Source organism: Acinetobacter pittii ATCC 19004 = CIP 70.29 (assembly GCF_000369045.1).
In the GTDB taxonomy this organism is placed as follows: Bacteria; Pseudomonadota; Gammaproteobacteria; order Pseudomonadales; family Moraxellaceae; genus Acinetobacter; species Acinetobacter pittii.
On record NZ_KB849796.1, the window covers coordinates 170,398 to 193,248 of the forward strand.

Consider the following 22,851-nt stretch of genomic DNA (forward strand, 5'->3'; position numbering starts at 1 on the left):
TAATTATTGAAAATAGATCGATTTTATTCGCGTTATCATTTTAATAAATGACTAAATATGCACCACAGGTGATCAAAAAATATATATAACCATTATTATTGCACCATATTTGTGCGATACATCCTTATAATTAATTACCTCTTGTGCCCTCATTTGTTGCATTTTTTACTGAAGGTTCTGTTGTACGATTCTGTTGAGCCTTTTTAGCCACATCAACTGCCGAATTAGACTGATGTACATCCACAACATTCCCCTCAGCATCTCGACGAATAATCGTTGTACGAGTTGTAGAGTTTGTGGCTGGAGCCGCCACTTTAGGTTGTGTAGCCACACCGCCTCCTATGAGTAAGGACTCATCAATTTTAGGCAGAGCAGCTGGACGTAACCGCACTTCATAAGTTTGGCTAATACCACCCTTCATTTCATCCACCCCTAAATCATTGACTAATGGCGCATAGGTCGAAAATTGTTGCGGTTGGGGTTTAATTGATTCAGGTAAATCAAGATTAAGTTGGGTTAACTGCTGAATTGCATCTTCAGAACGTTTAAATACACCATATGTCAAAACATATTGTTCAGATTGCTTATCTCCGCTTAAACGGAAGTAGATAAATTTATTTCGTTCTGGACGATTTTTTAAAAAGTTTTTAATAATATCTTCATCAGACGCACGGAAAAGCTCAAGCGTCCATTGTTTCTTGTTTTCATTAATAAATTTTGTACCGCGGAACTCTGCCTCATGTTGACCAGAAGCAACCGTACGGGTTGTTAAATCAAGAGGTCTAACTTCATCAGCTAAAGCCCCTAAATTAGCCGTTGTTGCTACCTTCTCTGGCTGAATTTGCACTGGGGCATCTGAATCAGCTGATTTTTCAACTTCAACCAGCTTTTTACTATCGGTCATTACCCAAAAAATAAAAGCGAGCAACAAGCAGACGATACCACCCACCAACCAGATATATTGTTGAACATTCTGCCAAAGTGTACGTGATACAGTCATGTGTTACCTTAATTTATTATCCGTGTTGATTTGCCAAAATAGCTTGTTTCATGAGTTCAACATCAAAGTCTTTAGTAATTACTGCTTGTCCAAGTTGTTTTAACAACACTAAACGTAATTGACCATTGAGAACTTTTTTATCATGCGCCATATATCCAAGGAATTCATCCAATGGAATTTTTGGACATGATATCGGCAAATTAGCGCGTTGAATAATTTTTTTTGTACGCTCTACATCATCGCTTGAAATCCAACCTAAACGTTGTGATAAATCAGCCGCCATCACCATGCCTGTCGCTACTGCTTCACCATGCAACCAAGTGCCATAGCCAAGGTAAGATTCAATCGCATGACCGAAAGTATGACCCAAGTTGAGTAAAGCTCGTTCGCCTTGCTCTTTTTCATCGTTGGCCACAATTCGTGCTTTATGAGCACATGAACGATAAACAGCTTCTGCTAAAAGTTCAGCATCTCGCCTAATTAACCCATCCATATTCTGCTCTAACCAAACAAGAAAATCAGCGTCACCCAACAAGGCATATTTAATGACTTCTGATAATCCGGCAGATAACTCTCGATCTGGTAAAGTATCGAGTTGAGCCATATCAGCCAAAACAACTTGAGGTTGCTGAAATGCGCCCAACATGTTCTTACCAAGAGGATGATTAATCCCCGTTTTACCACCCACACTTGAGTCTACTTGTGAAAGGAGTGTAGTCGGAACCTGAATAAAATAAACACCACGTTGAAAACATGCTGACGCAAAACCAGCCATATCTCCGATAACACCACCACCCAAAGCTAAAACCGTACAATCACGATTAAAACCAGCTTCAAGTAAAGCATCAAAAATTAAATTTAGATGTTGAATATCTTTATATTTCTCACCATCTGGCAAAATACAAGTCGCTACAGTTTTACCCAAACTTTTTAAAGCTTCTTGATAATGAGATAAATATAAAGGAGCGACCGTTTCATTACTCACGATCATGACCTGTTGACCATGAATATAAGGCTCAAGTAACTGCTTAGGATCAAGTTGACTGCCAATAAAAATAGGATAACGGCGTTCGCCTAATTCAACATGTAAAGTTTGCATGAGTTTATAAAACCACAAGTAAGTTTGGCTATTTTAGCGGGTTGGACAAAATAAGTTGCAAAATCTTTTGAGCAAGATCACGAGCAGCACCCTGATTGGTTTCAATCGTGTAATGCGCAACTTCACGATATAAAGGATCACGTATTTTCAACAAATCACGTAATTTTTGTTCAGGGTTTTCAACTTGTAATAGAGGTCTATTTTTATCGCGGTAAGTTCGTTGTAATTGTAGTTCTACAGGAGTGTAAAGATAAACAACAATACCACGTTGCTTTAGAAATTCGCGGTTGGGTGCTTGAGTAATTGCACCTCCACCTGTCGCCAACACTAAGGCTTTACGGGAAGTCAACTCATTTAACACTACTGTTTCACGAGTACGAAATCCAAACTCCCCTTCTTTCTCAAAAATCCAGGGAATAGTGGCACCTGTTTTGCGTTCAATTTCATGATCACTATCTAAAAATTCACGCCCTAATAGTTCGGCTAAATGACGTCCAACGGTTGTTTTTCCTGCCCCCATGGGCCCTACCAAATAAATATTTGGCAGGGTTTCAAACGCTTTGCTTGGCAAGGCGCCACCTATTTCAATTGCTTTCATTAAAAAATATATTAATGATTTCTCACCAAAGTGTCATTAACAATTCGTGGCGTAACGAAAATCAGTAACTCTTGCTTATCATCAGATTTCACATCTTTTCTAAATAAACGCCCAACTACAGGAATGTCTCCAAAGAAAGGAACCTTGGTTTGTGAATTAGAAGTAGTCTGCTCAAACACCCCTCCTAAAATGACTGTCTCACCATTATTAACAAGTACATTGGTATTAATATTATTTTTATTTAAAATTAATTCACCATTAGGTGCTTCGCCAGCTACAGAATCCTTAGAAATATCCAATTTCATTTGAATTTTACCGTCAGGCGTAATGCTCGGGGTAACATCTAGGCTTAATAGTGCATCTTTAAATGATGTACTTGCTGTAGCACCCGCAGCAGAATTCGTCGTGGTTTGATAAGGAACTTGTTGACCTGTTGCCACTCTCGCAGGTTGTTTGTCTGCGGTCATCACTTTAGGTGTAGAAATCACCTCACCATAACCGTCAGCTTGTAATGCAGAAAGTTCGAGATCAAGCATAAAATCAGACATACTAATCAAGCCAAAGGCAATACTTCCAGCCGGATTGGTTACACCTAAATCGACATTTAAGTTATCTGGACGTTCAATCGTGTATTTATAACCACCCGTAGTCTCATCCTTTTTGGGCTCTCGTAAATTCCATAAGGTCGTTTCGCTACCACCAACTAATAAATTATTATTGTTGGTAATCCCTTGCGATAATATTCCCCATTTAACACCGAGCTCTTTAGTAAAAGAAGTAGAGGCTCTTACAATTCGAGCTTCCACCATGACTTGTTTGATCTGTACATCAATCAAATCAATCATTTTACGAACTTTATCAATATTTTGGGCTGTATCATTTACAATCAAAGTATTAGTACGCGTATCGGCAACAGCACTACCTCTTGAGCTTAATAAGCTTTCTAAAGCAAGAGAGTCTGAACCTGCTGTACGATTTGCGACAGCTGTCTTGCCATCACGAGTCTCTTCAATTAGTTTAAGGACATCTGCTGCTTTTGCATAATTCAAACGAATATAATCTGTTTGGATCGGTGCCAATTTAATAGTTTGTGCTAAAGCTTTTGCCTCATCGTCTTCTGCCTTGATCAGTTCCGCAACTGGAGCAATCCAAATTACATTACCATTTCTGCGTTTATCTAAATTTTTAGTTTTTAAAATAATATCAAGTGCCTGATCCCATGGAACATCTTTTAAACGCAAAGTGATGTTACCTTGCACACTGTCAGCCGCAACCATATTAATGCCAGTAAAATCAGCAAGTAATTGTAAAACGCGACGAACTTCAATATCTTGAAAATCAAGAGAAAGCTTATTACCAGAATAATTAGCTGGTTTAGATGAAATGTTTACACTTTTATCTTGAGGACGCTTGAGGCTGATGGTTAATTTATTTTCCGCCTGATAAGCCATATATTCATAGCTACCAGTAGATTGAATCGTAATAACACCGTTGCCTTTATCATTATAAGATTCAATGGTCGAAACAGGCGTTGCAAAATCATTTACATTTAAGCGCTTAGCTAAATGAGTAGGAATTTTAGAACCCAAAGTTTTTACTACAACTTTGCTGCCTTGTTGTTGCACATCAACAGGGGTATTACTCCCCAACAGGTCAATAACAATAAGACCTTCCCCTTGACTACCGCGTTGGAAGCCGATGTTTGAAACACCTTGGGTTTGCATTGCACTTGCTGATACAGGTTTAGCTACAACTTGCGCAGAATTAATCTTTAAAATAAAAGTGTTGCCTTCAATACGAGTAGTAAAAGCACCTGCCTCTTTCAAATTTACAGTTAAACGTGAACGCTGATCATCAGAGCTTACATCGACCGAACTCGCTTCATCCGTTCCAATCGCCACTTTTGACTCTGTTAAATTCTGCTGCGCTTTATTAAAGTCTAAAATCAAACGTGAAGGATTCTCAAGCTGATATGCTTGTGGTTGCGGTGGCAAGCCATTAAATATCACTCGAATTTCTGTTCCCTGACCCGCTATTTGCATCGGTACAATATTAGTCATGCTGACCTGTGCAGACGCAACCTGCATAATTGCAATCGCCACAGCTCCCATAGAAAACTGACGGAATACCTGATTCATTGTCTAACCATCCCCAATAAATAATCTTTAAAAATAATTTTTTCTTTGTTATTCCCTAAATTTTAGGGTGCGGGTCCAATTAACACTAAGGTTCTTGGTCTCTCCACATAGCCTTCTCGCCCATCAGGGACAATCTCCACCAAATCAATCTGAGTAGGACCAATATGGGTAATTCGACCTTGATTCATCCCGATATAGTTCCCTACCTGCACTCGCTCAATTTGTTGATCAGGTGTTTGGATCAGAGCCATGACTTGCCCGCGGCTATTACGCATACTTCCTTTCATATTTAAGGACTCTAATGCATAGCTTTCGAGTGGCTGTGGTGCACGTGAGAAATTCGGATATACTCGTTTCCCCGCCATAATTTTCAGCTCAGCAGCAAGTGAGCTTGGTAAAAATGGGCTCTTTAACTGATGGGCTGCATAATTAAATTGTGGCACAGGTGTAAAAACAGGTGCCGATTCTATAGCTTGTGGTGGCTGATTACGTATATCGGCCATTTGTTGATTTACGGCGTCGATTCTAGAGTCGCATCCAACCAAAACCAAGCCTATCCCCAGAGAAAGTAAAATTTTCTTTAGTTTCATTAGTTATCCTCCTACTTTCGCTTTGACTTCTTTATAGAAGGAATATGTGCATTACGGCTATCGGAGGCGTTTATCTGACTTTCACCATTTATTACTTGAGGATCACTGTTATTTTGGTTTTCAACCGCGCCCATATAGCGATAAGTTTTTGCTTTGATAGAATAATTAAGCACAGGAATATCTGACTTCCCATCCTTAACAGGAGCAGCTTCAACAATAAAATCATGCATCGTCACAATACGTGGTAATGCCGCAATACTGCTAACAAAAGCACCGAAAGCGTGATAATCCCCAGTTGCTTCGATAGTAATAGGCTGTTCAATAAAAATTTCCTGCTTCACTTCATCTTCTAAGCGGATATTTTTAAACTTCAGACCAGAATTCACCCCCGTTAAGTTAATATCTTCAACTAAACTTGGAATTTCGGTTTCTTTTGGCAATTGTTCTAACTGCTGATTGAAGTTGGCTTGCATCTCTTGAAGCTGAAGCTGGTATTGCTGCAAGTTGCGTAATTTTGAGTCTTTTTCTCGAAACTCATTTAATAAATTACTTTCTTGTGCTTGAGCATTATCAATTGCTTGTAGCTTTGGTTGAATAGCAACAAAATACCCTAAAGCCAGTACAGCAAAGAAAATAAAAATCCAACACGTAATTTTCACAGATAATGGCCAGCTGCCATAACTGTTCATATCGAGCGTGTTAAATTGCTGAAGAAATTTTTCTAAGGTGATCTTTTTTTTCTTAGATGGAGCTTGTTCTAAAGACAGCTCATGAAGTTCATCAGGACTCATTTTGCCGCCTCCTTATCCGTACCTACAGACGTATTGGCGGTATCATCTGTTATAGTCACACCCATTTCCCCTACATCAACAGTGACAACAAAACTGCCATAGCTATCTTCAACTCTAGGAAGCAAAGAACTGATAGCCTTATCTTTTTTCTCTTCGGTCACCAAGAAAGAACTCATAAAAGCGTTGCGATACCATGGCGATGCTTCGAGATTACGTAATAATTCTGCAACCGTATTTGGACTTTCCGCTTTACCTTCAATCGTAAATTTATCTCCGGTTCGACTGAATTTAGTCAAATACATGGCTGCCGGGGTCACACGTACTAATTCATCCACCAAACGTACAACGACCGGACGCTGGCTTTGCAAACCTTGAATGAGCTTCATACGCTCAATAATTGCATCGCGCTGTTCTTGCAAGCCATTTAAGGTTTTAAGTTGTTGATCTAGATTCTGGTTTGTACTGATGATGAGCTGATTTGCTTGTTCTTGATCATTTAATTTTTGATTCAAATAAAACCACCCTGCAAATACAGTGGTTATCCCCAAAACAACGACCCCAAAACATAAAATAATAAATTGTTTTTTACGCTGCTCCCTAAGCCCATCACGCCAAGGGAGTAAATTAATTGTTGCCATTAATCAAAACTCCTTAAAGCCAAGCCACATGCCACCATTAATGAAGAAGCATCATTTTCAATTTTTTGAACGTCGACTTGAGGAGAGAAACCCATTTGTAAAAATGGATTGGCAATAGTGACTCGGTAACCGAGTTTCTGCTGCAATAATTTAGCAAGCCCTGGAATGTTGGCATTGCCACCCGCTAGCAAAATATGGTCAATTTCATTGAATTGGGATGAAGAGAAGAAAAATTGTAGAGATCTAGCAGCTTGCTGAACTACAGCATCTAAAAATGGTTCTAAGATTTCGATGTCATAATCATCTGGCAAAGAACGTTCTTTTTTAGCGCGTCCCGCTTCTTCTAATGACAAACCGTAACGGCTTTGAATTTCCAAAGTAAGCTGTTTACCGCCAAAGACTTGTTCACGGGTATAAATGATTTTGCCATTTTGCATAACCGATAATGTGGTCATGGTATGGCCAATATCTAAAATACCAATGGTATTTGCACCCATGGGTAAGCTATCAGCAAACACACTAAAAGCACGCTCGACAGCATAACTTTCAACATCAGCAAGCTTAGGCGTTAAATCAACCAGTTCCAATACTTCTACACGTGTTTCAACATTTTCTGTTCGTGTTGCGACTAAAAGTACATTCACACGATTTGGATTCGGCAGTCGATCTGGTAAAACCTCAAAATCAAGGCTCACCTCATCTAAAGGGAACGGTATATATTGCTCCGCATCTAATCGAATCTGAACTTCACGTTCATCATCGTTCATATCTGCATCCATTTCGATGGTTTTATGAATAACCGTCGATGTTGGAACAGCAATTGCAGCGTTAGTGGTATGGGGATTTGCTAAATTCATCGCCCGTTCCAAAGCTTCTGCAACTGCTTCTGGATTCAAGATATTTTTTTCAACTACACTGTTCTCAGGTAAAGGCGTTAAAGCATAGCTTTCTACCCAATATTTACCGTTCTTAACAGAGAGCTCTAACAACTTAACAGAAGTCGAACTAATATCGACACCCATTAACCCCTTATTCGGTTTACGATATAACCTGAGCACACTATTGTCCTATTATTTTTTTATCCCCAAAAAAAATTACAAACCAATAATCTAGGTCTTTATTTTTACACGGATACAATATCTCATCTAACAATCCGCATGTCTAAAGGCTATACTGACCACAATTAGTTTGTATTCGATCTTATTAAAGCTTACTTATCATGAAAAAGCTATCCAGTTTGGGCTTCGTGCGTCCAATTTTTTTGATCATTATTATTATCTTAGTCTCACTTCCGATGGGCTTTTATGGCATGTATCTCTATATCGCCCCATCGCTTCCAGAAATGAGTTCACTAAAAAAAGCTCCCCTCTTAAAACCATTACAGGTCTACACTTCAGACAATCAACTGATTGCCGAGTACGGTGGTAAGCTTTCTATTCCGGTTGAATACAAACAAATTCCTCCTGCTTTTATTCATGCATTTTTAGCAGCAGAAGACTCTTCTTTCTTTGAACATAGCGGGATCAGTTTTAAGGGTTTAGGTCGTGCTTTGAGCGAAAGTGTGACGGGTTCAGATGTGCAAACTGGTGGTTCAACAATCACTATGCAAGTTGCAAAGAACTATTATTTGAGTCCAGAAAGAACCCTAAAACGTAAAATAACCGAAATCTTTTTGGCTCGAAAAATTGAGCAAAATTTATCTAAAGAAGAAATTCTCAGCCTCTATGTGAATAAAATCTTCTTAGGGAAAAATGCGTATGGTATCGCGGCAGCAGCCAAAATTTATTACAACAAAAGCATTAATGAGCTCAGCATTGCTCAAATGGCAATGATTGCTGGTTTGCCCAAAGCACCATCTAAATATAACCCTGTAGTTAATCCTGAGCGCGCACTCGAACGACGCAACTGGATTTTAGGCCGTATGTTACAGCTGGGTTATATTTCTCAAGCAGAATATCAAAAAGCAGTTGCAGAGCCGATCAATTTAAATATGCCCAATCGGGATTTAAATAATATTCATCCCTATGCTGGGGAAATGGTTCGTTCAGAACTTGTAAAGCATTTCGGTGAACAAGCCATTGATTCTGGTTATAAAGTCTACACAACAATTAATGCTAAACGCCAAGCGATTGCAGAAAAAGCTGTGCAAGATGGTCTTGAAGCTTATGACCGTCGCCATGGCTGGCGTGGTGCAGAAGCACATGACAAACCGTTAACTGAATTTAGAGCATATGCCAACACCTATCCTGCACAAGTTACTAAGGTAAATAGCAGCTCTTTTGAAGCATTAATGCAAGATGGCTCAACCGTTACGGTTCAATGGTCTGGCATGTCATGGGCACGCCCCTATCGCAATGCAAATAGCGTAGGTGGCGCTCCTTCACGTGCGTCCCAAATTGTTAAAGTTAAAGATATTGTTCGTTTACGCCCAAATGATAATAAAACAGCATGGTCTTTAGTTCAGGTTCCAAAAGTTCAAGGTCAACTCATTGCAATTAACCCGAATGATGGTTCAATTGAAGCAATTGTAGGTGGCTACAACTTCTACCAATCAAAATTTAACCGTGCCTTACAAGGGTGGCGTCAACCGGGTTCTACAATCAAGCCATTCCTCTATGCTTTAGCATTAGAAAGAGGCATGACACCGTATAGCATGGTGAATGATAGCCCAATTACGATTGGCAAATGGACACCGCGGAACTCTGATGGGCGTTACTTAGGTATGATCCCATTACGTCGTGCTTTATATTTGTCTCGTAATACCGTATCAGTAAGACTTCTACAAACTGTAGGGATTGAACGTACCCGCCAATTATTTATGGATTTCGGTTTACAGGAAGATCAAATTCCACGCAACTACACCATTGCCTTAGGTACTCCTCAAGTATTACCAATTCAAATGGCAACTGGTTATGCAACGTTTGCAAACGGTGGCTACCGTGTTCAACCGCATTTCATTCAACGTATTGAAGATGCTTACGGCAAAGTCATTTATGAAGCTAAACCAGAATACGCGTGTATTCCATGTATTAATGCACCTGACACGACAGGTGATGAACAAAAACCTACAACGACTGATGATGAAGTCATTGAAGTTACGAATAAAGACATAGAACAGAAAGAAAACGCAGCTAAGCAGCTTAATCTTAAACAGACTGACAAAAACAACAGTCAATATCGCCAAGCTCAACGTATTTTAAAATCAAGCTCTGCTTATGATATGGCGAACATCTTACGTGATGTAATCGAGCATGGTACAGGTCGTGCTGCACTTAAAATTGGCCGTAGTGATTTAGGCGGTAAAACAGGTACTACGAATGATGCAAAAGATGCATGGTTTGCAGGCTTCAACGGCAAGTTAGTGACTGTAGCATGGGTTGGATTTGACCAACCGACTACGCTTGGCCGTCGTGAATATGGTGGTATTGCCGCATTGCCGATCTGGATTAACTTTATGGGTCAAGCATTGCAAGGTACGCCAGCAGCTTGGGTCCGTTTAGATAAAGATGCTAAAGGTCCTATTTCACGTGACCAACAAGAAACCACAACAGAAGTAGCTGATAAGAAGACTTATCGTGCGGCTCCACCACTAGCACGTCCGCTCTATCGACCAGCACCGCCACAACCAAAACTAAGCAATGACAATGACTTTTCCGATTTACCAGGTGAAGAAATTGTTATTCCGTCAAAAGCTGCGCCTCCTGCCATGAGACCTTCACAGGAGTCCACTCCTAAGCGAGAAAAAGATGAATTAGAAAATCTGATTAATCAGATTGAATAGCAAAAAAAGAAGCCATCATCAGATGGCTTCTTTTTTTGCGCTCTTAAAATAGATCGTTAGATGGCTTTTTTATTGCGCTTCTGAAAGACATAAATTTGAAAAGATGCAGTTATTTCTAATTGTGACTGCTGCTCTAACTGCGAACGGCGCTCAGGAGAGGCTTTATAAGCATAAGGTGTCATAGCAATCAGATTTTTTAGAGCCTGTTGATCAAGCACAAAAGGCGCATCAATAATTTGCTCTTGCTTTAATTCAAACAAATCTTGTAGTTGCTCTACAAACTTTTCTGGTGTGTGAGGATTAACTTGCTCAAATAAAGCCTCACGCATGGCATACAAATGTTCAGAAGCAGGCGTAACAACAATTAAATGACCCTCATCTTTTAAAACACGCGCAATTTCTGCTTGCGGAATTGGGCTAAATAAACTGGTGCAAGCATCCATACTCCTATCCAATACAGGTAAAGTTGCTCCTGTTCCCACCACCCAAGTTACTTCAGTGTTGAGTTTTGCCGCACGTTGTACCGCGTTTTTTGCAATATCAACTCCAACACACTGCTCAACAACTTGCTGCATAGCACTTGTATAGTAGCCCTCACCACATCCGATATCGAGTATTGCTTTTACATCTAATTGCTTTAATAAAGCGACTACAGCCTGCTGTAAAGGCTGATAATAACCACCTTGCAAAAAAGCTCGTCGCGCATCGACTGACTCGGGCGTATCCCCTGGGTTTTTACTATGTTTATGTTGCACCACATGTAAATTGACATAGCCTTGTTTAGCTACATCATAACTATGTCCTTGCTCACATCGCCAAGTTCGTTCAGTTAAATTCAGGGACTGACGACACACAGGACACATTAAAACTTGCTTAGCCACTTTTAATTATTCTCTTGTTCTTTTTGTTGTAAATAAGTCTTTGCGTGTAGTCCAACAAAGGTGCGACCTGCATTTGTACCATTAATCCATTCATCTACCTGAAACAAATCAAACAGACCTACTTTGACTAACGTTGGAATTGCGATCTTTAGCTCTTCCTCAATTTGTCCTCTTTGCCCTGCATTGTATAATTCAATATTGTGCAGCATTGTTGCTACAGTTCCTGTTTGCACCTGACTTCCATCTTTAAGTACAACTTGAGGTAATACCTCGCCCTCTCCAACTACTTTTTGATTAATCACCGATAATTGGTCTAGACCAGCAACTTTTGTCATTCACCTCTCCAATAAAAAAAGCCAGTAGTACTGGCTTTATATTGACACTAAAATAAGATCTATCGCAATTTTAAAGTCATTAGACCTAAAACTACTAATATAATTGTAATAATCCAAAAACGGATCACAACTTGCGTTTCTTTCCAGCCCTGCTTTTCATAGTGATGATGCAGCGGCGCCATTAAGAACACACGTTTATTACGCATACGCAAAGAGCCAATTTGTAAGAATACAGATACTGCCTCCATTACAAATACACCACCCATAATTGCAAATACGATTTCTTGACGAACCATAACTGCAATTGTTCCAAGCATCGCACCTAAAGCTAAAGCACCGACATCCCCCATAAATACTTGAGCAGGATGCGCGTTATACCAAAGGAATGCCAAACCAGCACCAATCATGGCAGAACAGATTACTACGAGTTCAGATGTATATTTCACATATGGAATATGTAAGTAGTTAGCGAAACGGATGTCACCAGACAAGTAAGCAAATACGCCTAAGCCCGTAGCTACCATGACAACTGGCATGATTGCCAAGCCATCTAAACCATCTGTTAAGTTAACTGCGTTAGAAGCACCATTAATCACTAGATAGGTAAATACAATAAATGCCAGACCTAAAGGAACAATTGAGAGTGGAATTGAAAGATTCTTAAAGAATGGAATCAATAAATCCAACATGTTTGCGGTATGTTCTGCATTGGACTGTTGAGTTGCGATTAAATATAACGCAATACCAGCACCCAGCGATGCAACAGAAGTCCAGAAAAACTTCTTACGTGCAGGTAAACCTGCATTGTCTTTATAGCGAATTTTAATCCAGTCATCTGCCCAGCCTACAGCACCGAATACAACCATTACACCAAGCACAATCCAGACATAAGGGTTAGATAAATCAGCCCATAGTAAAGTACTAATACCAATTGAAAGCAGAATTAAAATTCCGCCCATCGTTGGTGTACCCATTTTTTTAGCATGATTTTCAGGAGCAAACGAACTTACTGCCTGACCGTATTTTAACGCTTGTAATTTACGAATCATGATCGGCCCAAGGACCAGACCAATGGTCAGTGAAGTTAATACACTGAGTAAAGAACGTAATGTTAAATAACGAACGACCTGAAACGAGCTGTGATAGCCCGCAAGTTGTTCAAACAACCATAACAGCATTTAAAGTTTCTCCATCAAATCAGCCATCAACGTTTCCATATGAGTAAAGCGAGAACCTTTAAACAGGAAACTCATGGACTGGGGTTGATGTGTTTGGATTAGATTGATTAAAAATGGAAGCGCCTCAGCTTGTGTCTGAAATGCTTTCACTTTATTAGAATGAGAGTCTGCACCCTCGAGAGCAGCTGGAGCGAACTGTCCAACTGCAATAATATGATCTAAAGGAAGTTCGGCAAGATCACGACCTAAATCATAATGCTCTTGCCAACTGCTATCACCTAACTCACCAATATCCCCCATGACCATCACTTTTACGCCTTGTTGCTGCAACAACACTTGTGCAGCAGCACGCATAGAAGTCGGATTGGCATTGTAGGTATCATCAATAAATAAGTAAGGTGACTTTTGAATAAAGTTAAGACGACCTTTGGCTCCCTGAGCTAGCTCTAAACCTTGGACAATATCTTCTAGTCCAATACCAATTGCCAAAGCAAAAGCTACAGCTGCGGTCGCATTTTGAACATTATGCTCACCCGCAAAAGGAAGCTTAACTGCACTGCTACCTTGTGGTGTATGAAGGATAAAATTCGTTGATTGAGGCAGTAACTCCACATCTGTTGCATAGATATCGCCTCCTACACCAAATGTAGAAATACGATGAACTTTCGCAGCATCAAGAATCTCGGCAGTGAAGTCATCTTGTTGCGGCACAATTGCAACACCATTTGGTAAAATATGACGATAAATTTCTGATTTTGCGCGGCAAATACCTTCACGGCCACCAAATTCGCCTAAATGAGCTGTACCAATATTTAATATGCCCGCAACATGAGGCTGAACGAGTTTTGATGTGTAATCAATCTCGCCTTGATGGCTTGCACCCAACTCCATCACCGCATATTGATGTTCCTTGCGAAGCTCTAGCAACATCATTGGTACACCAAGGTCATTATTTAAATTCCCTCGGGTGATTAGTGTCGGCGCTAAGCGCGACAATATACTTCCCAGCATTTCTTTGGTTGTAGTTTTACCACTACTTCCCGTTAAGGCAATCACCTTTAATTGTGAGTTTTGCTCACGGCGATAAGCGCCGAGTTGCCCTAAAGCCAATCGGGTATCGGCAACAACGAGTTGCGCAATATCTACATCTAGCGGACGTTCAACAATAGCTATTTGACAACCATTTGCAGCAACTTGCGCAACGAAATCATGCGCATCGAAACGCTCACCTTTTAGTGCTAAAAAGGCATCCCCAGTTTCCGCATGACGAGAGTCCGTCAAAATACGTTTAATTTCAGTTTGAGGGATTTGGTCTTTATGCCAGTAGCCCTGTGTTGCCTGTTGTAATTGTTGAGCTGTCCACGGTTCCAAAGGCACGGTACTGGTGGTTGAAGTATGCATAATTTGTCCTATTGTGCAGGGTAAGCAGCGTCTACAGTGTGATGTTGTGCATCAATCGCAGAACGCACTTCAACAACATCATCAAACCAGTGACGTACGCCATTAATTTCTTGATAATTTTCATGTCCTTTACCGGCAATTACAACAATATCACCAGCCTGAGCCTGCTGTGCAACAAATTTAATTGCTTCACGGCGGTCATGAATTTCATGCATACGGTGCCCTGAAAAGTCGATTCCTTGCTTCATGTCAGCAAAAATTTGTTCAGGGTCTTCTGTTCTTGGGTTATCCGACGTCAAAATAACTGGATTTGCGCCGTCTAAAGCTGCTTGAGTCATTAATGGGCGCTTACCGCGATCGCGGTCCCCGCCACACCCAAATACAGCCCAAAGTTGATTAGACACATGACGTTTTAAGGTTTTAAGCACTTGAATTAATGCATCTGGTGTATGCGCATAATCAACAACAAATAAACGCTCACCATCACGAATAACTTGCATTCGACCTGGGGCACCAATTAGTTTAGGAACAAAACTAACTAATGGTTCTAAATCAAAACCTGCTTGCTCAGCAGCAATAAGTGCTGCAACCAAGTTTTCGACATTAAAATGCCCTAACAATGGACTTTGCACAGCAAAAGAACCTTGCGGGCTCACTAAATTAAATGTCGCTCCTGCTAAACTGTAACTCAGGTCAGTAATATAATAATCAGCAGTATTTTGAGTAAGTGAATACGTTAAAATTTTCGGTTGAGCAGGATTTTGCTTTACTGCATTAATCATGAGAGCTGCATGCTCATCATCTAAATTAATAACGGCTACTTTTAAAGAGCTAAAACGGAATAAAAGAGCCTTCGCTTCTGCGTAAGCCTCTAAAGTGCCGTGGTAATCCAGATGGTCACGACTCAAATTGCTATAAACAGCAATCTCAATCGCACAACCATTCAAACGACCTTGTTCCAAACCATGTGAGCTTGCCTCTAAAGAAGCAAAAGTCGCATCTTGTTTTGCATACTCATGCAATGCATTTTGCAGTTGTAAAGCATCAAGCGTAGTGTGAGTTGATGGTGTTAAGTCTGGTAAAATACCATTGCCTGTAGTGCCCATCACAGCACAGCGCTGTTGTTGTGAACTAATTAATTCAGCCACTAGACGCGAAATTGTGGTTTTACCATTTGTACCAGTCACTGCAATAATACGCACTGGTACTGCGGGATCTATACGCTGTAAATAACGTTCTTGCCACTCACCCATACGTTGACGCACATCAGAACACACCCACTCATTTGCTACGCCCAACTCAGTTTCGCTAATAATAGCAAGTGCACCATTAGCTAAAGCTGACTCAGCAAAAGCGCGTGTTTTTTCAGGTTGGCTATAACTGGTCAAAGCGATAAAGATCTGGCCTGACACAACCTTACGGCTGTCTAAACTAAAGCCTTGAAAAGGCTGTTTAGACCACTGTGCATCGATCTCGACTGGATTAATCTCTTGGAAAGAAACAGACATAGCTTACCTGCGAATAGGATTTTCTGGAGTATCAAGGGGCTTATCAAGCGGCACATTCATTAAGCGCAATGATTCTTGCATAATGCGTGCAAAAACAGGGGCCGCAACCAAACCACCGTAATAACGGCCTTGTGGGTTTTCAACAACTACAATAACCGCTAAACGAGGATCACTAATCGGAGCTACACCTGCAAATAAAGCACGGTATTCATTATTTGAATAACCTTTACGGTCTGCACGAAGTTTATGAGCTGTACCTGTTTTACCACCAACGCGATAACCCGGAATATTAGCTTGCTTTGCAGTACCGCCTGGCATCGTCACCTGCTCAAGCATAAGCAAAACCTGATCAGCAATTTTTGGAGCAAGAACTTGCTCACCTTTAGGTGCTTGATCGAGTTTATGCAAACTTAGAGGCATTTTTACCCCATGATTTGCAAGCATTGCATAGCCTTGCGCCAACTGAAGAATAGTTGCATTTAGACCATAACCATAAGCCATGGTACCAATTTGGGAAGAGTTTAACTTGCTTACAGGAAGTACTAAACCAGAGCTTTCACCGGGAAACTTCACAGCAGAACGTTTACCAAAGCCAGCACGGTTAAAGAAGCTTGGTAATGTTTCCTTAGGAAGTGACAACGCAATTTTTGCCGAACCCACGTTTGATGACTTAATAATTACGCCACTGACAGTCAAAGCACCATAATTATGCGTATCACGAATGGTATGCCAGCCTAAACGCATTGAACCTGGCGAAGTATTGACAATCGTATTTGGGGTATATTGTCCAGTTTCGAGTGCAGCAGAAACTGTAAAAGGCTTCATGGTAGAACCCGGCTCGAACATATCAATCGCACCGCGGTTACGCATGGCATCTTTATTAGATAAACCGTTTTTATCATTCGGGTTATAAGATGGCCAACTGGTCATAGCCAGAATTTCGCCTGTTTTAACATCTACAGCAATTGCTGTCGCCGAACGGGCGTTATTTGCGACACCAGCAGCAGTCAACTCACGGTACATAATGTATTGCAAACGAGAGTCGATACTTAAAGTGATGTTTTCGCCTGGCTCACCTTCACGAATAACCTCTGATACTTTTAAGCGGTTACCACGTTTATCACGAATAATTTTTTGTTCGCCATCTACCCCAGACAGTTGTTTATTCAACTGCATTTCCAAGCCTTCAATCCCTTGGCCCTCACTATTGGTTAAACCAATAATCTGAGCATTTGGCTGCGGTTGAGGATAATAACGTTTATATGTTTTTTCAGCATAAACGCCTTGGAAGTTACCCTTTGTAATGAGATCGGCCTGTTGTGGTGGCACTTCTTTTTTCAAAACCAAATAACGAGAACGTGGCCGCGCATTCATCTGTTTTTTTAGATCTGCACGATCTAAACCAACCACATCCGCTAACTCATCAAGGTTTAGGTTTTTATCTGGTAATTGTCGTTTTAACTTACGATTATTTGGATCTTTTTTTAATTCCGCTGTAATTTCGTCATATAAATGCTTGGTATCAAAGTAATCACGTGGATCAATGACAATTTTCATAATAGGCGTACTAATGGCCAAAGGCACGCCATGACGGTCGCTAATAACCCCACGCATTGCCTCAATACGTTCAGTACGCAAAATATTGGCATTGGCCTTGTTTTGTAAAAAGTCTTTATTAATCACTTGCACATAAAATGCACGTGCAATTAATACAACAAAACAGAGCAGTACTGTTGCCCAGAGCAGATAAAACCGCCACATATCGAAGGCAAGAGTTGGTTTTTCCGAAATAGACTGCTGTTTTTTCCGTGTTTGCTTTGTTCGCTTATCTACCATACAGCAAGGCCTTACTTATTTTGCTCTGAGGTCATCGGTAAAGAAATTACCACCGTTTCTGCAGCAGGTGGCGAAAACATGCGTAGTTGAGTTACAGCACGCGTACCAATCTGTGCTGTTGCACCAAAGGTTTGTTGCTCAATAAGCAAACGCCCCCATTCAGCATTGAGATCATCACGTTCACGCATATAAGAGCTGAGCTCTCTATAATCATGACGATATTCAAATACTTGAAATACCACCATCATGGCACTGATAAAAACAAGCGCCACTAATACGGTGTATGCCACAACTTTTTTGACCACTTTATTTTCGGTGGTTTCAATTTCATCACTGCTTTTCATTACGCGCCTTTTTGTTCCAAGCGTTCAGCAACCCGAAGCCATGCACTACGTGAACGTGGGTTCGCTTTTACTTCTTCTTCACTCGCACGAACCCGTGAAATTTTCTTTAACCTTCTTGTATCTACCTGTTGCTGAGGCATTCCCCAGCCAATATCTTCTGCCAAAGTCGATTCTTTTTGAATAAATTGTTTGATTAAACGATCTTCAAGAGAATGAAAGCTAATCACAGACAAACGCCCTTTTGGTTTTAGTAAGTCTACAGCTTGTGGTAAAAATACTTCAATATCATCTAGTTCTTTATTAATAGCAATACGAATTGCCTGAAATGTACGTGTTGCTGGATGTTTATGTTTTTCCCATTTTGGATGAGCTGTTTTAACAAGTTCTGCCAATTGGGCTGTCGTGTCTAGTTTTCCAGCTTGTTTAATCGCTTTTGCAATACGTCGACTATAACGCTCTTCGCCATATTGATAAATAATATTTGCTAATTGTTCTTCTTCAATTTCAAGTAACCACTCAGCTGCGGTTAACCCCTTAGAATTATCCATTCGCATGTCTAGAGGACCATCTTGCATAAAACTGAAACCACGTTCAGCTTGGTCGAGTTGAGGAGATGAAACTCCTAAGTCAGCCATAATGCCATCAACACTCATCACACCAATTTCCTGCATTTTTTCTTTAATATCAGCAAAACTGGCATGAATAATGGTAAATCTCGGGTCTTCTTGCGCCAAAGCAGCTGCAACTTCCAAAGCTTGAGGGTCTTTATCAAATGCATATACTCGTGCATTTTCATCAAGTTTCGAGAGCAATAAACGTGTATGCCCACCTCGTCCGAAGGTTGCATCGATATACACCCCTGTTGTGCGATCTGCCAATAAGCTCTCAACGGTCTCAAAAAGTAAGACAGAAATATGCGACATAGGTGTTAAATCATTGCGTAAAAATGTAACTGCACATTATCACCTTGTTTATGACCAACGCCAAACGGCTTTTTGTAGGAAAATATTAATTTTTCATAGATAAAACCGTTTTGTTAGCATTTTTTAAGCAAAAAAAGAAAGCAAGCTTACTTTTTTAAGTTTGCTTGCTTTCTTTATGAATATTTAACTTCTAAGTTTTCTTTTTGAACTATTGTTTTTAGATCATTTTACTTACTGCTTGCCATCATAAATTTGATCAAAAATAGCACCGTTTGCAAAGTGAGTTTTCTGAGCTTTAGCCCAGCCACCGAACACATCATTAATGGTAAATAATTTAATTTTTGGAAATTGCGCTGCATATTTCGCAGCTACTTGAGCATTACGCGGTCGGAAATAATGTTTAGCAGCTAATTCTTGACCTAAAGGTGAATATAAAAAGTTCAGATAACCTTTTGCCAAGGTCCGGTTTCCATCTTTATCTACGGTTTTATCTACAATCGCGACAGATGGTTCTGCCAAAATTGAAACTGATGGATAAACAATTTGATATTTATCTTTATCAAGTCCTTTCGTCGCCAACAAAGCTTCATTTTCCCAAGACAACAAAACATCACCAATCCCACGTTCGGCAAATGTCGTAAGTGAACCACGGGCTCCCGAATCTAGAACTTTCACATTGTGATAAAGTTTTTTAACTAGCTCTCGAGCCTTAGTGTCATTTCCACCCGGCTGTTTTAATGCATATCCCCATGCAGAAAGATAAATCCAACGCGGTGCGCCACCTGTTTTAGGGTTAGGGGTGATAATTTCCACACCTGGTTTTGTTAAATCATTCCAGTCGCGTATATTTTTCGGGTTACCTTTTCGTACTAGAAACACGACAGTTGACGTATAGGGGGCAGAATTATTTGGAAATTCTTTTTGCCAGTTCGGCTGAATAAACCCAGCTTTCACAATCTCATCAATATCATTCGCTAATGCTAACGTTACGACATCAGCTTCAAGTCCTGTAGCTACCGCACGGGCTTGTTTGCCAGATCCACCATGTGACTGTTTAAATTCAACATCTTGCCCTGTTCGCTGTTTCCAAAATTTACCAAATGCTTGGTTATATTCTTGATAGAACTCTCGAGTCGGATCATAAGAAACATTTAAAAAAGAGGTCGCTGCTTGAGCCGCTGTTGTCGCTATTCCCACATATAAAGCGACAGCTATTATTGATATTTTTTTCATTTACAAAATCCATCATTCGTTTTAGTTTAACTATATTTTTAATTTTATTTTTTACAATCAATTACTTATATTTATATCTTTTTTATTAATCTTTTTTAGATATATAGCTTAGAATGTCTAAGTTATTTCATTTTTGAAAAATTTTGTAATTATTCTTACAACTTATTTAGGACCTTCACTTTATCTACACATTAATTTGTTAAATAATGAAGCGTAAAGGATACATATGGTCTACATTTGAGTCGACCAGTTTAAAATATAGGTAAATTTTGTAAAAAGTGTGACACAGTTCCACTTTTTTATTAATATTTATGTTTAAATCGTAGCATTACCGTAATTTTACATTTTGTTAAACTCAAAAAATAGATGAAATGTAATGAACAGAGGGGATGATTAACAATGAAAATTCATTATGGAAAAGCTTTAAGCTTAAGTTTGGTGCTGAGTTTGGCATCACAGTTTTCTGCAGCAGCAGTACTTAAAGATACTCCAAGCAAAACTGGTTCAGAGAAACAGACTTCGCTTATTGAAAAAGCTTTAGATCAGCAGAAACGTAACCCTATTGTGTTACCTTCTACAAATGATGAGCTTAAAGTTCTAAATACGATTCGCGTTACACCAACTCAAAATTTTCTTGCTGCACAACACGAACGTTTTTCACGTTTTGTTCAGGCAATCTTTCAGCCCCATGCTTCTTAAAATCTGAAACACCCCCTCTTCGTTTCAGTTTTAGCCCAGCCTGACGTTAAATAAAACGTCAGAATACTGGGCTTTTTCGTTATAATAGTTTCAATTTTTATTCTGACCCATTATCTATGAAAGTTCGTACTCGTATTGCACCTTCCCCTACCGGTTTTCCTCATGTCGGCACAGCCTACATTGCTTTATTTAACATGTGTTTTGCGAAACAACATGGCGGAGAATTTATTTTAAGGATTGAAGATACAGACCAACTTCGTTCTACACCAGAGTCTGAAAAAATGATTTTGGATTCATTACGTTGGTTAGGTTTGAATTGGTCTGAAGGTCCAGATGTAGGTGGCCCACATGCACCATATCGCCAATCTGAACGTATGGGAATTTATAAGCAATACGCATTAGAACTTGTTGAAAAAGGTCATGCTTTTTACTGTTTCGCAACAGCAGAAGAACTTGACCAAATGCGTGCTGAACAACAAGCACGTGGCGAAACACCAAAATATGACGGCCGCGGTTTAAAACTTTCTCAAGAAGAAGTGACTCGACGTCTTGAAGCGGGTGAACCTCATGTCATTCGTATGAAAGTGCCTGAAGAAGGCGTTTGTAAATTTAATGACTTGCTACGTGGTGAGGTTGAAATTCCTTGGGCTCAAGTTGATATGCAAGTCCTTCTTAAAACAGATGGCTTACCTACTTACCACTTGGCTAACGTTGTTGATGACCATTTAATGGAAATCACTCATGTATTGCGTGGTGAAGAATGGCTTCCATCTGCACCGAAGCATCAGTTGCTTTACCAATATTTTGGTTGGGAAATGCCAACTCTTTGCCACATGCCATTGTTGCGTAACCCAGATAAATCAAAACTATCTAAACGCAAAAACCCAACATCAATTAACTACTACCGTGACATTGGTGTACTGCCAGAAGCCTTACTCAACTATTTGGGTCGTATGGGCTGGTCAATGCCAGATGAAAGAGAAGTTTTCACATTACAAGACATGATGGATAACTTTGACATTCAACGTGTATCACTAGGCGGACCAATTTTTGACGTTGAAAAATTGAACTGGCTTAACGGTCAGTGGATCAAAGGGTTAACTCCAGGGCAACTATTAGACCGCTTATTAACATGGAAAAGTGACCGCAGCACTTTAGAAGACATTGCTGCCGCTATTCAACCACGTATTAATTTACTTTCAGAAGCTGTGAATTGGGCTGGTTTTTATTTTAACCATATGCCACAAATTACTGCTGAAATGTTTGAAAGTAAAAAATTGACTCAAGAGCAAGTTCGTCAAAGTTTACAATTTGCAATTTGGCGTCTTGAAGGTCAGTTTACTTGGAATAATGACACCGTTAGCCAAACCCTAATGGATCTTGCGAATCAGATGGGCATTAAATTACGTGATTTCATGCCAGCGTTCTTTATTGCAATTGCCGGTTCAACGAGCTCGACACCAGTGATGCAATCAATGGTTACGCTTGGACCTGATTTAACTTTCGCTCGCTTACGTCATGCCCTAGAAATTGTAGGCGGACCAAGCAAGAAAGAAGTTAAAAATTGGGAAAAACTCAATGAGAGCTTAAAATTGCCGAAAAATGAAGCAACTAGCGAAGTTTAATTCATTTTTTTGTTGACGTGTGAGCGCATTCACCCTAAGATTGCGCTCACACAAACTGGGGTCATAGCTCAGTTGGTAGAGCGCTACAATGGCATTGTAGAGGTCAGCGGTTCGATCCCGCTTGACTCCACCACGCTCCTTTGTGTTTGCCTCATCAAGTCCCTATCGTCTAGAGGCCTAGGACATCGCCCTTTCACGGCGGTAACCGGGGTTCGAATCCCCGTAGGGACGCCATATTCTGCTTTAAAAATTA

Annotated in this window: 20 protein-coding genes and 2 tRNA genes; 5 read left to right on the forward strand and 17 right to left on the reverse strand. The window is 40.1% G+C overall.

Annotation, left to right across the window (positions count from 1 at the left end):
* Positions 1 to 130: 130 nt before the first annotated feature.
* The 8 genes from F928_RS17275 to pilM all read right to left on the reverse strand — a co-directional run bounded on the left by F928_RS17275 (position 131) and on the right by pilM (position 7,912).
* A complete protein-coding gene (locus tag F928_RS17275; protein WP_005078473.1) occupies positions 131 to 1,000 on the reverse strand; it encodes a hypothetical protein in 870 nt (289 codons plus the stop codon).
* 16 nt (positions 1,001 to 1,016) lie between these two features.
* The gene (aroB, locus tag F928_RS17280) at positions 1,017 to 2,099 is read right to left on the reverse strand and encodes a 3-dehydroquinate synthase (RefSeq protein WP_005078475.1); all 1,083 of its coding nucleotides are present in this window, start codon (positions 2,097 to 2,099) and stop codon (positions 1,017 to 1,019) included.
* Positions 2,100 to 2,127: 28 nt separating this feature from the next.
* Positions 2,128 to 2,697 (reverse strand): shikimate kinase AroK, encoded by a 570-nt coding sequence (aroK, locus tag F928_RS17285; RefSeq protein ID WP_002116987.1) that lies wholly within the window; start codon positions 2,695 to 2,697, stop codon positions 2,128 to 2,130.
* Between the two features lie 11 nt (positions 2,698 to 2,708).
* On the reverse strand, positions 2,709 to 4,835 hold the full coding sequence (pilQ, locus tag F928_RS17290) for a type IV pilus secretin PilQ (RefSeq protein ID WP_005078477.1): 2,127 nt from the start codon (positions 4,833 to 4,835) through the stop codon (positions 2,709 to 2,711).
* 62 nt (positions 4,836 to 4,897) lie between these two features.
* A complete protein-coding gene (gene pilP / locus F928_RS17295; RefSeq protein WP_005078479.1) occupies positions 4,898 to 5,425 on the reverse strand; it encodes a pilus assembly protein PilP in 528 nt (175 codons plus the stop codon).
* A gap of 11 nt (positions 5,426 to 5,436) precedes the next feature.
* The gene (locus tag F928_RS17300) at positions 5,437 to 6,216 is read right to left on the reverse strand and encodes a type IV pilus inner membrane component PilO (protein ID WP_005067082.1); all 780 of its coding nucleotides are present in this window, start codon (positions 6,214 to 6,216) and stop codon (positions 5,437 to 5,439) included.
* Entirely contained in the window at positions 6,213 to 6,854 is a 642-nt protein-coding gene (pilN, locus tag F928_RS17305; RefSeq protein WP_005078482.1) for a PilN domain-containing protein, read from the reverse strand. Before pilN ends, F928_RS17300 begins: the two co-directional genes overlap by 4 nt.
* Positions 6,854 to 7,912 (reverse strand): pilus assembly protein PilM, encoded by a 1,059-nt coding sequence (pilM, locus tag F928_RS17310; RefSeq protein WP_005067078.1) that lies wholly within the window; start codon positions 7,910 to 7,912, stop codon positions 6,854 to 6,856. Before pilM ends, pilN begins: the two co-directional genes overlap by 1 nt.
* A gap of 161 nt (positions 7,913 to 8,073) precedes the next feature.
* Between pilM and ponA the strand changes: the two genes are divergently transcribed.
* Complete coding sequence (ponA, locus tag F928_RS17315) at positions 8,074 to 10,635, forward strand: penicillin-binding protein PBP1a (protein ID WP_005078484.1); 2,562 nt, start codon at positions 8,074 to 8,076, stop codon at positions 10,633 to 10,635.
* 56 nt (positions 10,636 to 10,691) lie between these two features.
* Here ponA and rrmA read toward each other — a convergent pair whose 3' ends face one another.
* The 9 genes from rrmA to sbp all read right to left on the reverse strand — a co-directional run bounded on the left by rrmA (position 10,692) and on the right by sbp (position 20,274).
* On the reverse strand, positions 10,692 to 11,516 hold the full coding sequence (rrmA, locus tag F928_RS17320) for a putative RNA methyltransferase (protein ID WP_005078486.1): 825 nt from the start codon (positions 11,514 to 11,516) through the stop codon (positions 10,692 to 10,694).
* Between the two features lie 2 nt (positions 11,517 to 11,518).
* The gene (locus tag F928_RS17325; protein ID WP_002116981.1) at positions 11,519 to 11,851 is read right to left on the reverse strand and encodes a DUF7709 family protein; all 333 of its coding nucleotides are present in this window, start codon (positions 11,849 to 11,851) and stop codon (positions 11,519 to 11,521) included.
* 59 nt (positions 11,852 to 11,910) lie between these two features.
* The gene (gene mraY / locus F928_RS17330) at positions 11,911 to 13,029 is read right to left on the reverse strand and encodes a phospho-N-acetylmuramoyl-pentapeptide-transferase (RefSeq protein WP_002116751.1); all 1,119 of its coding nucleotides are present in this window, start codon (positions 13,027 to 13,029) and stop codon (positions 11,911 to 11,913) included.
* Entirely contained in the window at positions 13,030 to 14,430 is a 1,401-nt protein-coding gene (gene murF / locus F928_RS17335; RefSeq protein WP_005078488.1) for a UDP-N-acetylmuramoyl-tripeptide--D-alanyl-D-alanine ligase, read from the reverse strand.
* An 8-nt stretch (positions 14,431 to 14,438) separates the two neighbouring features.
* A complete protein-coding gene (murE, locus tag F928_RS17340; RefSeq protein ID WP_002116758.1) occupies positions 14,439 to 15,938 on the reverse strand; it encodes a UDP-N-acetylmuramoyl-L-alanyl-D-glutamate--2,6-diaminopimelate ligase in 1,500 nt (499 codons plus the stop codon).
* 3 nt (positions 15,939 to 15,941) lie between these two features.
* Complete coding sequence (gene ftsI / locus F928_RS17345) at positions 15,942 to 17,774, reverse strand: penicillin-binding protein PBP3 (RefSeq protein ID WP_002117016.1); 1,833 nt, start codon at positions 17,772 to 17,774, stop codon at positions 15,942 to 15,944.
* An 11-nt stretch (positions 17,775 to 17,785) separates the two neighbouring features.
* Positions 17,786 to 18,118 carry a cell division protein FtsL gene (gene ftsL, locus F928_RS17350; protein WP_002116847.1) on the reverse strand — a complete coding sequence of 111 codons (333 nt, stop codon included), beginning with the start codon at positions 18,116 to 18,118 and terminating at the stop codon, positions 17,786 to 17,788.
* The gene (gene rsmH, locus F928_RS17355) at positions 18,118 to 19,041 is read right to left on the reverse strand and encodes a 16S rRNA (cytosine(1402)-N(4))-methyltransferase RsmH (protein ID WP_002116998.1); all 924 of its coding nucleotides are present in this window, start codon (positions 19,039 to 19,041) and stop codon (positions 18,118 to 18,120) included. Before rsmH ends, ftsL begins: the two co-directional genes overlap by 1 nt.
* A 231-nt stretch (positions 19,042 to 19,272) precedes the next feature.
* Positions 19,273 to 20,274 (reverse strand): sulfate ABC transporter substrate-binding protein, encoded by a 1,002-nt coding sequence (gene sbp / locus F928_RS17360; protein ID WP_005078490.1) that lies wholly within the window; start codon positions 20,272 to 20,274, stop codon positions 19,273 to 19,275.
* 399 nt (positions 20,275 to 20,673) lie between these two features.
* Between sbp and F928_RS17365 the strand changes: the two genes are divergently transcribed.
* From F928_RS17365 to F928_RS17380, 4 genes are all read left to right on the forward strand, one after another.
* Positions 20,674 to 20,973, forward strand: coding sequence for a hypothetical protein (locus F928_RS17365; protein ID WP_002116889.1), 300 nt, complete (start codon positions 20,674 to 20,676; stop codon positions 20,971 to 20,973).
* 116 nt (positions 20,974 to 21,089) lie between these two features.
* A complete protein-coding gene (gene gltX / locus F928_RS17370; RefSeq protein ID WP_002116681.1) occupies positions 21,090 to 22,598 on the forward strand; it encodes a glutamate--tRNA ligase in 1,509 nt (502 codons plus the stop codon).
* A 57-nt stretch (positions 22,599 to 22,655) separates the two neighbouring features.
* Positions 22,656 to 22,731: transfer RNA gene (locus tag F928_RS17375), tRNA-Ala, on the forward strand.
* Positions 22,732 to 22,756: 25 nt separating this feature from the next.
* A tRNA-Glu gene (locus F928_RS17380) sits at positions 22,757 to 22,832 on the forward strand.
* Positions 22,833 to 22,851: the final 19 nt, after the last annotated feature.

Excerpts from the sequence above, each read along its gene's own strand:
- F928_RS17275 (WP_005078473.1), bottom strand. The coding sequence starts at position 1,000 with ATGACTGTATCACGTACACTTTGGCAGAATGTTCAACAATATATCTGG.
- aroB (WP_005078475.1), bottom strand. The coding sequence starts at position 2,099 with ATGCAAACTTTACATGTTGAATTAGGCGAACGCCGTTATCCTATTTTT.
- aroK (WP_002116987.1), bottom strand. The coding sequence starts at position 2,697 with ATGAAAGCAATTGAAATAGGTGGCGCCTTGCCAAGCAAAGCGTTTGAA.
- pilQ (WP_005078477.1), bottom strand. The coding sequence starts at position 4,835 with ATGAATCAGGTATTCCGTCAGTTTTCTATGGGAGCTGTGGCGATTGCA.
- pilP (WP_005078479.1), bottom strand. The coding sequence starts at position 5,425 with ATGAAACTAAAGAAAATTTTACTTTCTCTGGGGATAGGCTTGGTTTTG.
- F928_RS17300 (WP_005067082.1), bottom strand. The coding sequence starts at position 6,216 with ATGAGTCCTGATGAACTTCATGAGCTGTCTTTAGAACAAGCTCCATCT.
- pilN (WP_005078482.1), bottom strand. The coding sequence starts at position 6,854 with ATGGCAACAATTAATTTACTCCCTTGGCGTGATGGGCTTAGGGAGCAG.
- ponA (WP_005078484.1), top strand. The coding sequence starts at position 8,074 with ATGAAAAAGCTATCCAGTTTGGGCTTCGTGCGTCCAATTTTTTTGATC.
- F928_RS17325 (WP_002116981.1), bottom strand. The coding sequence starts at position 11,851 with ATGACAAAAGTTGCTGGTCTAGACCAATTATCGGTGATTAATCAAAAA.
- mraY (WP_002116751.1), bottom strand. The coding sequence starts at position 13,029 with ATGCTGTTATGGTTGTTTGAACAACTTGCGGGCTATCACAGCTCGTTT.
- murF (WP_005078488.1), bottom strand. The coding sequence starts at position 14,430 with ATGCATACTTCAACCACCAGTACCGTGCCTTTGGAACCGTGGACAGCT.
- murE (WP_002116758.1), bottom strand. The coding sequence starts at position 15,938 with ATGTCTGTTTCTTTCCAAGAGATTAATCCAGTCGAGATCGATGCACAG.
- ftsI (WP_002117016.1), bottom strand. The coding sequence starts at position 17,774 with ATGGTAGATAAGCGAACAAAGCAAACACGGAAAAAACAGCAGTCTATT.
- ftsL (WP_002116847.1), bottom strand. The coding sequence starts at position 18,118 with ATGAAAAGCAGTGATGAAATTGAAACCACCGAAAATAAAGTGGTCAAA.
- rsmH (WP_002116998.1), bottom strand. The coding sequence starts at position 19,041 with ATGTCGCATATTTCTGTCTTACTTTTTGAGACCGTTGAGAGCTTATTG.
- sbp (WP_005078490.1), bottom strand. The coding sequence starts at position 20,274 with ATGAAAAAAATATCAATAATAGCTGTCGCTTTATATGTGGGAATAGCG.
- F928_RS17365 (WP_002116889.1), top strand. The coding sequence starts at position 20,674 with ATGAAAATTCATTATGGAAAAGCTTTAAGCTTAAGTTTGGTGCTGAGT.
- gltX (WP_002116681.1), top strand. The coding sequence starts at position 21,090 with ATGAAAGTTCGTACTCGTATTGCACCTTCCCCTACCGGTTTTCCTCAT.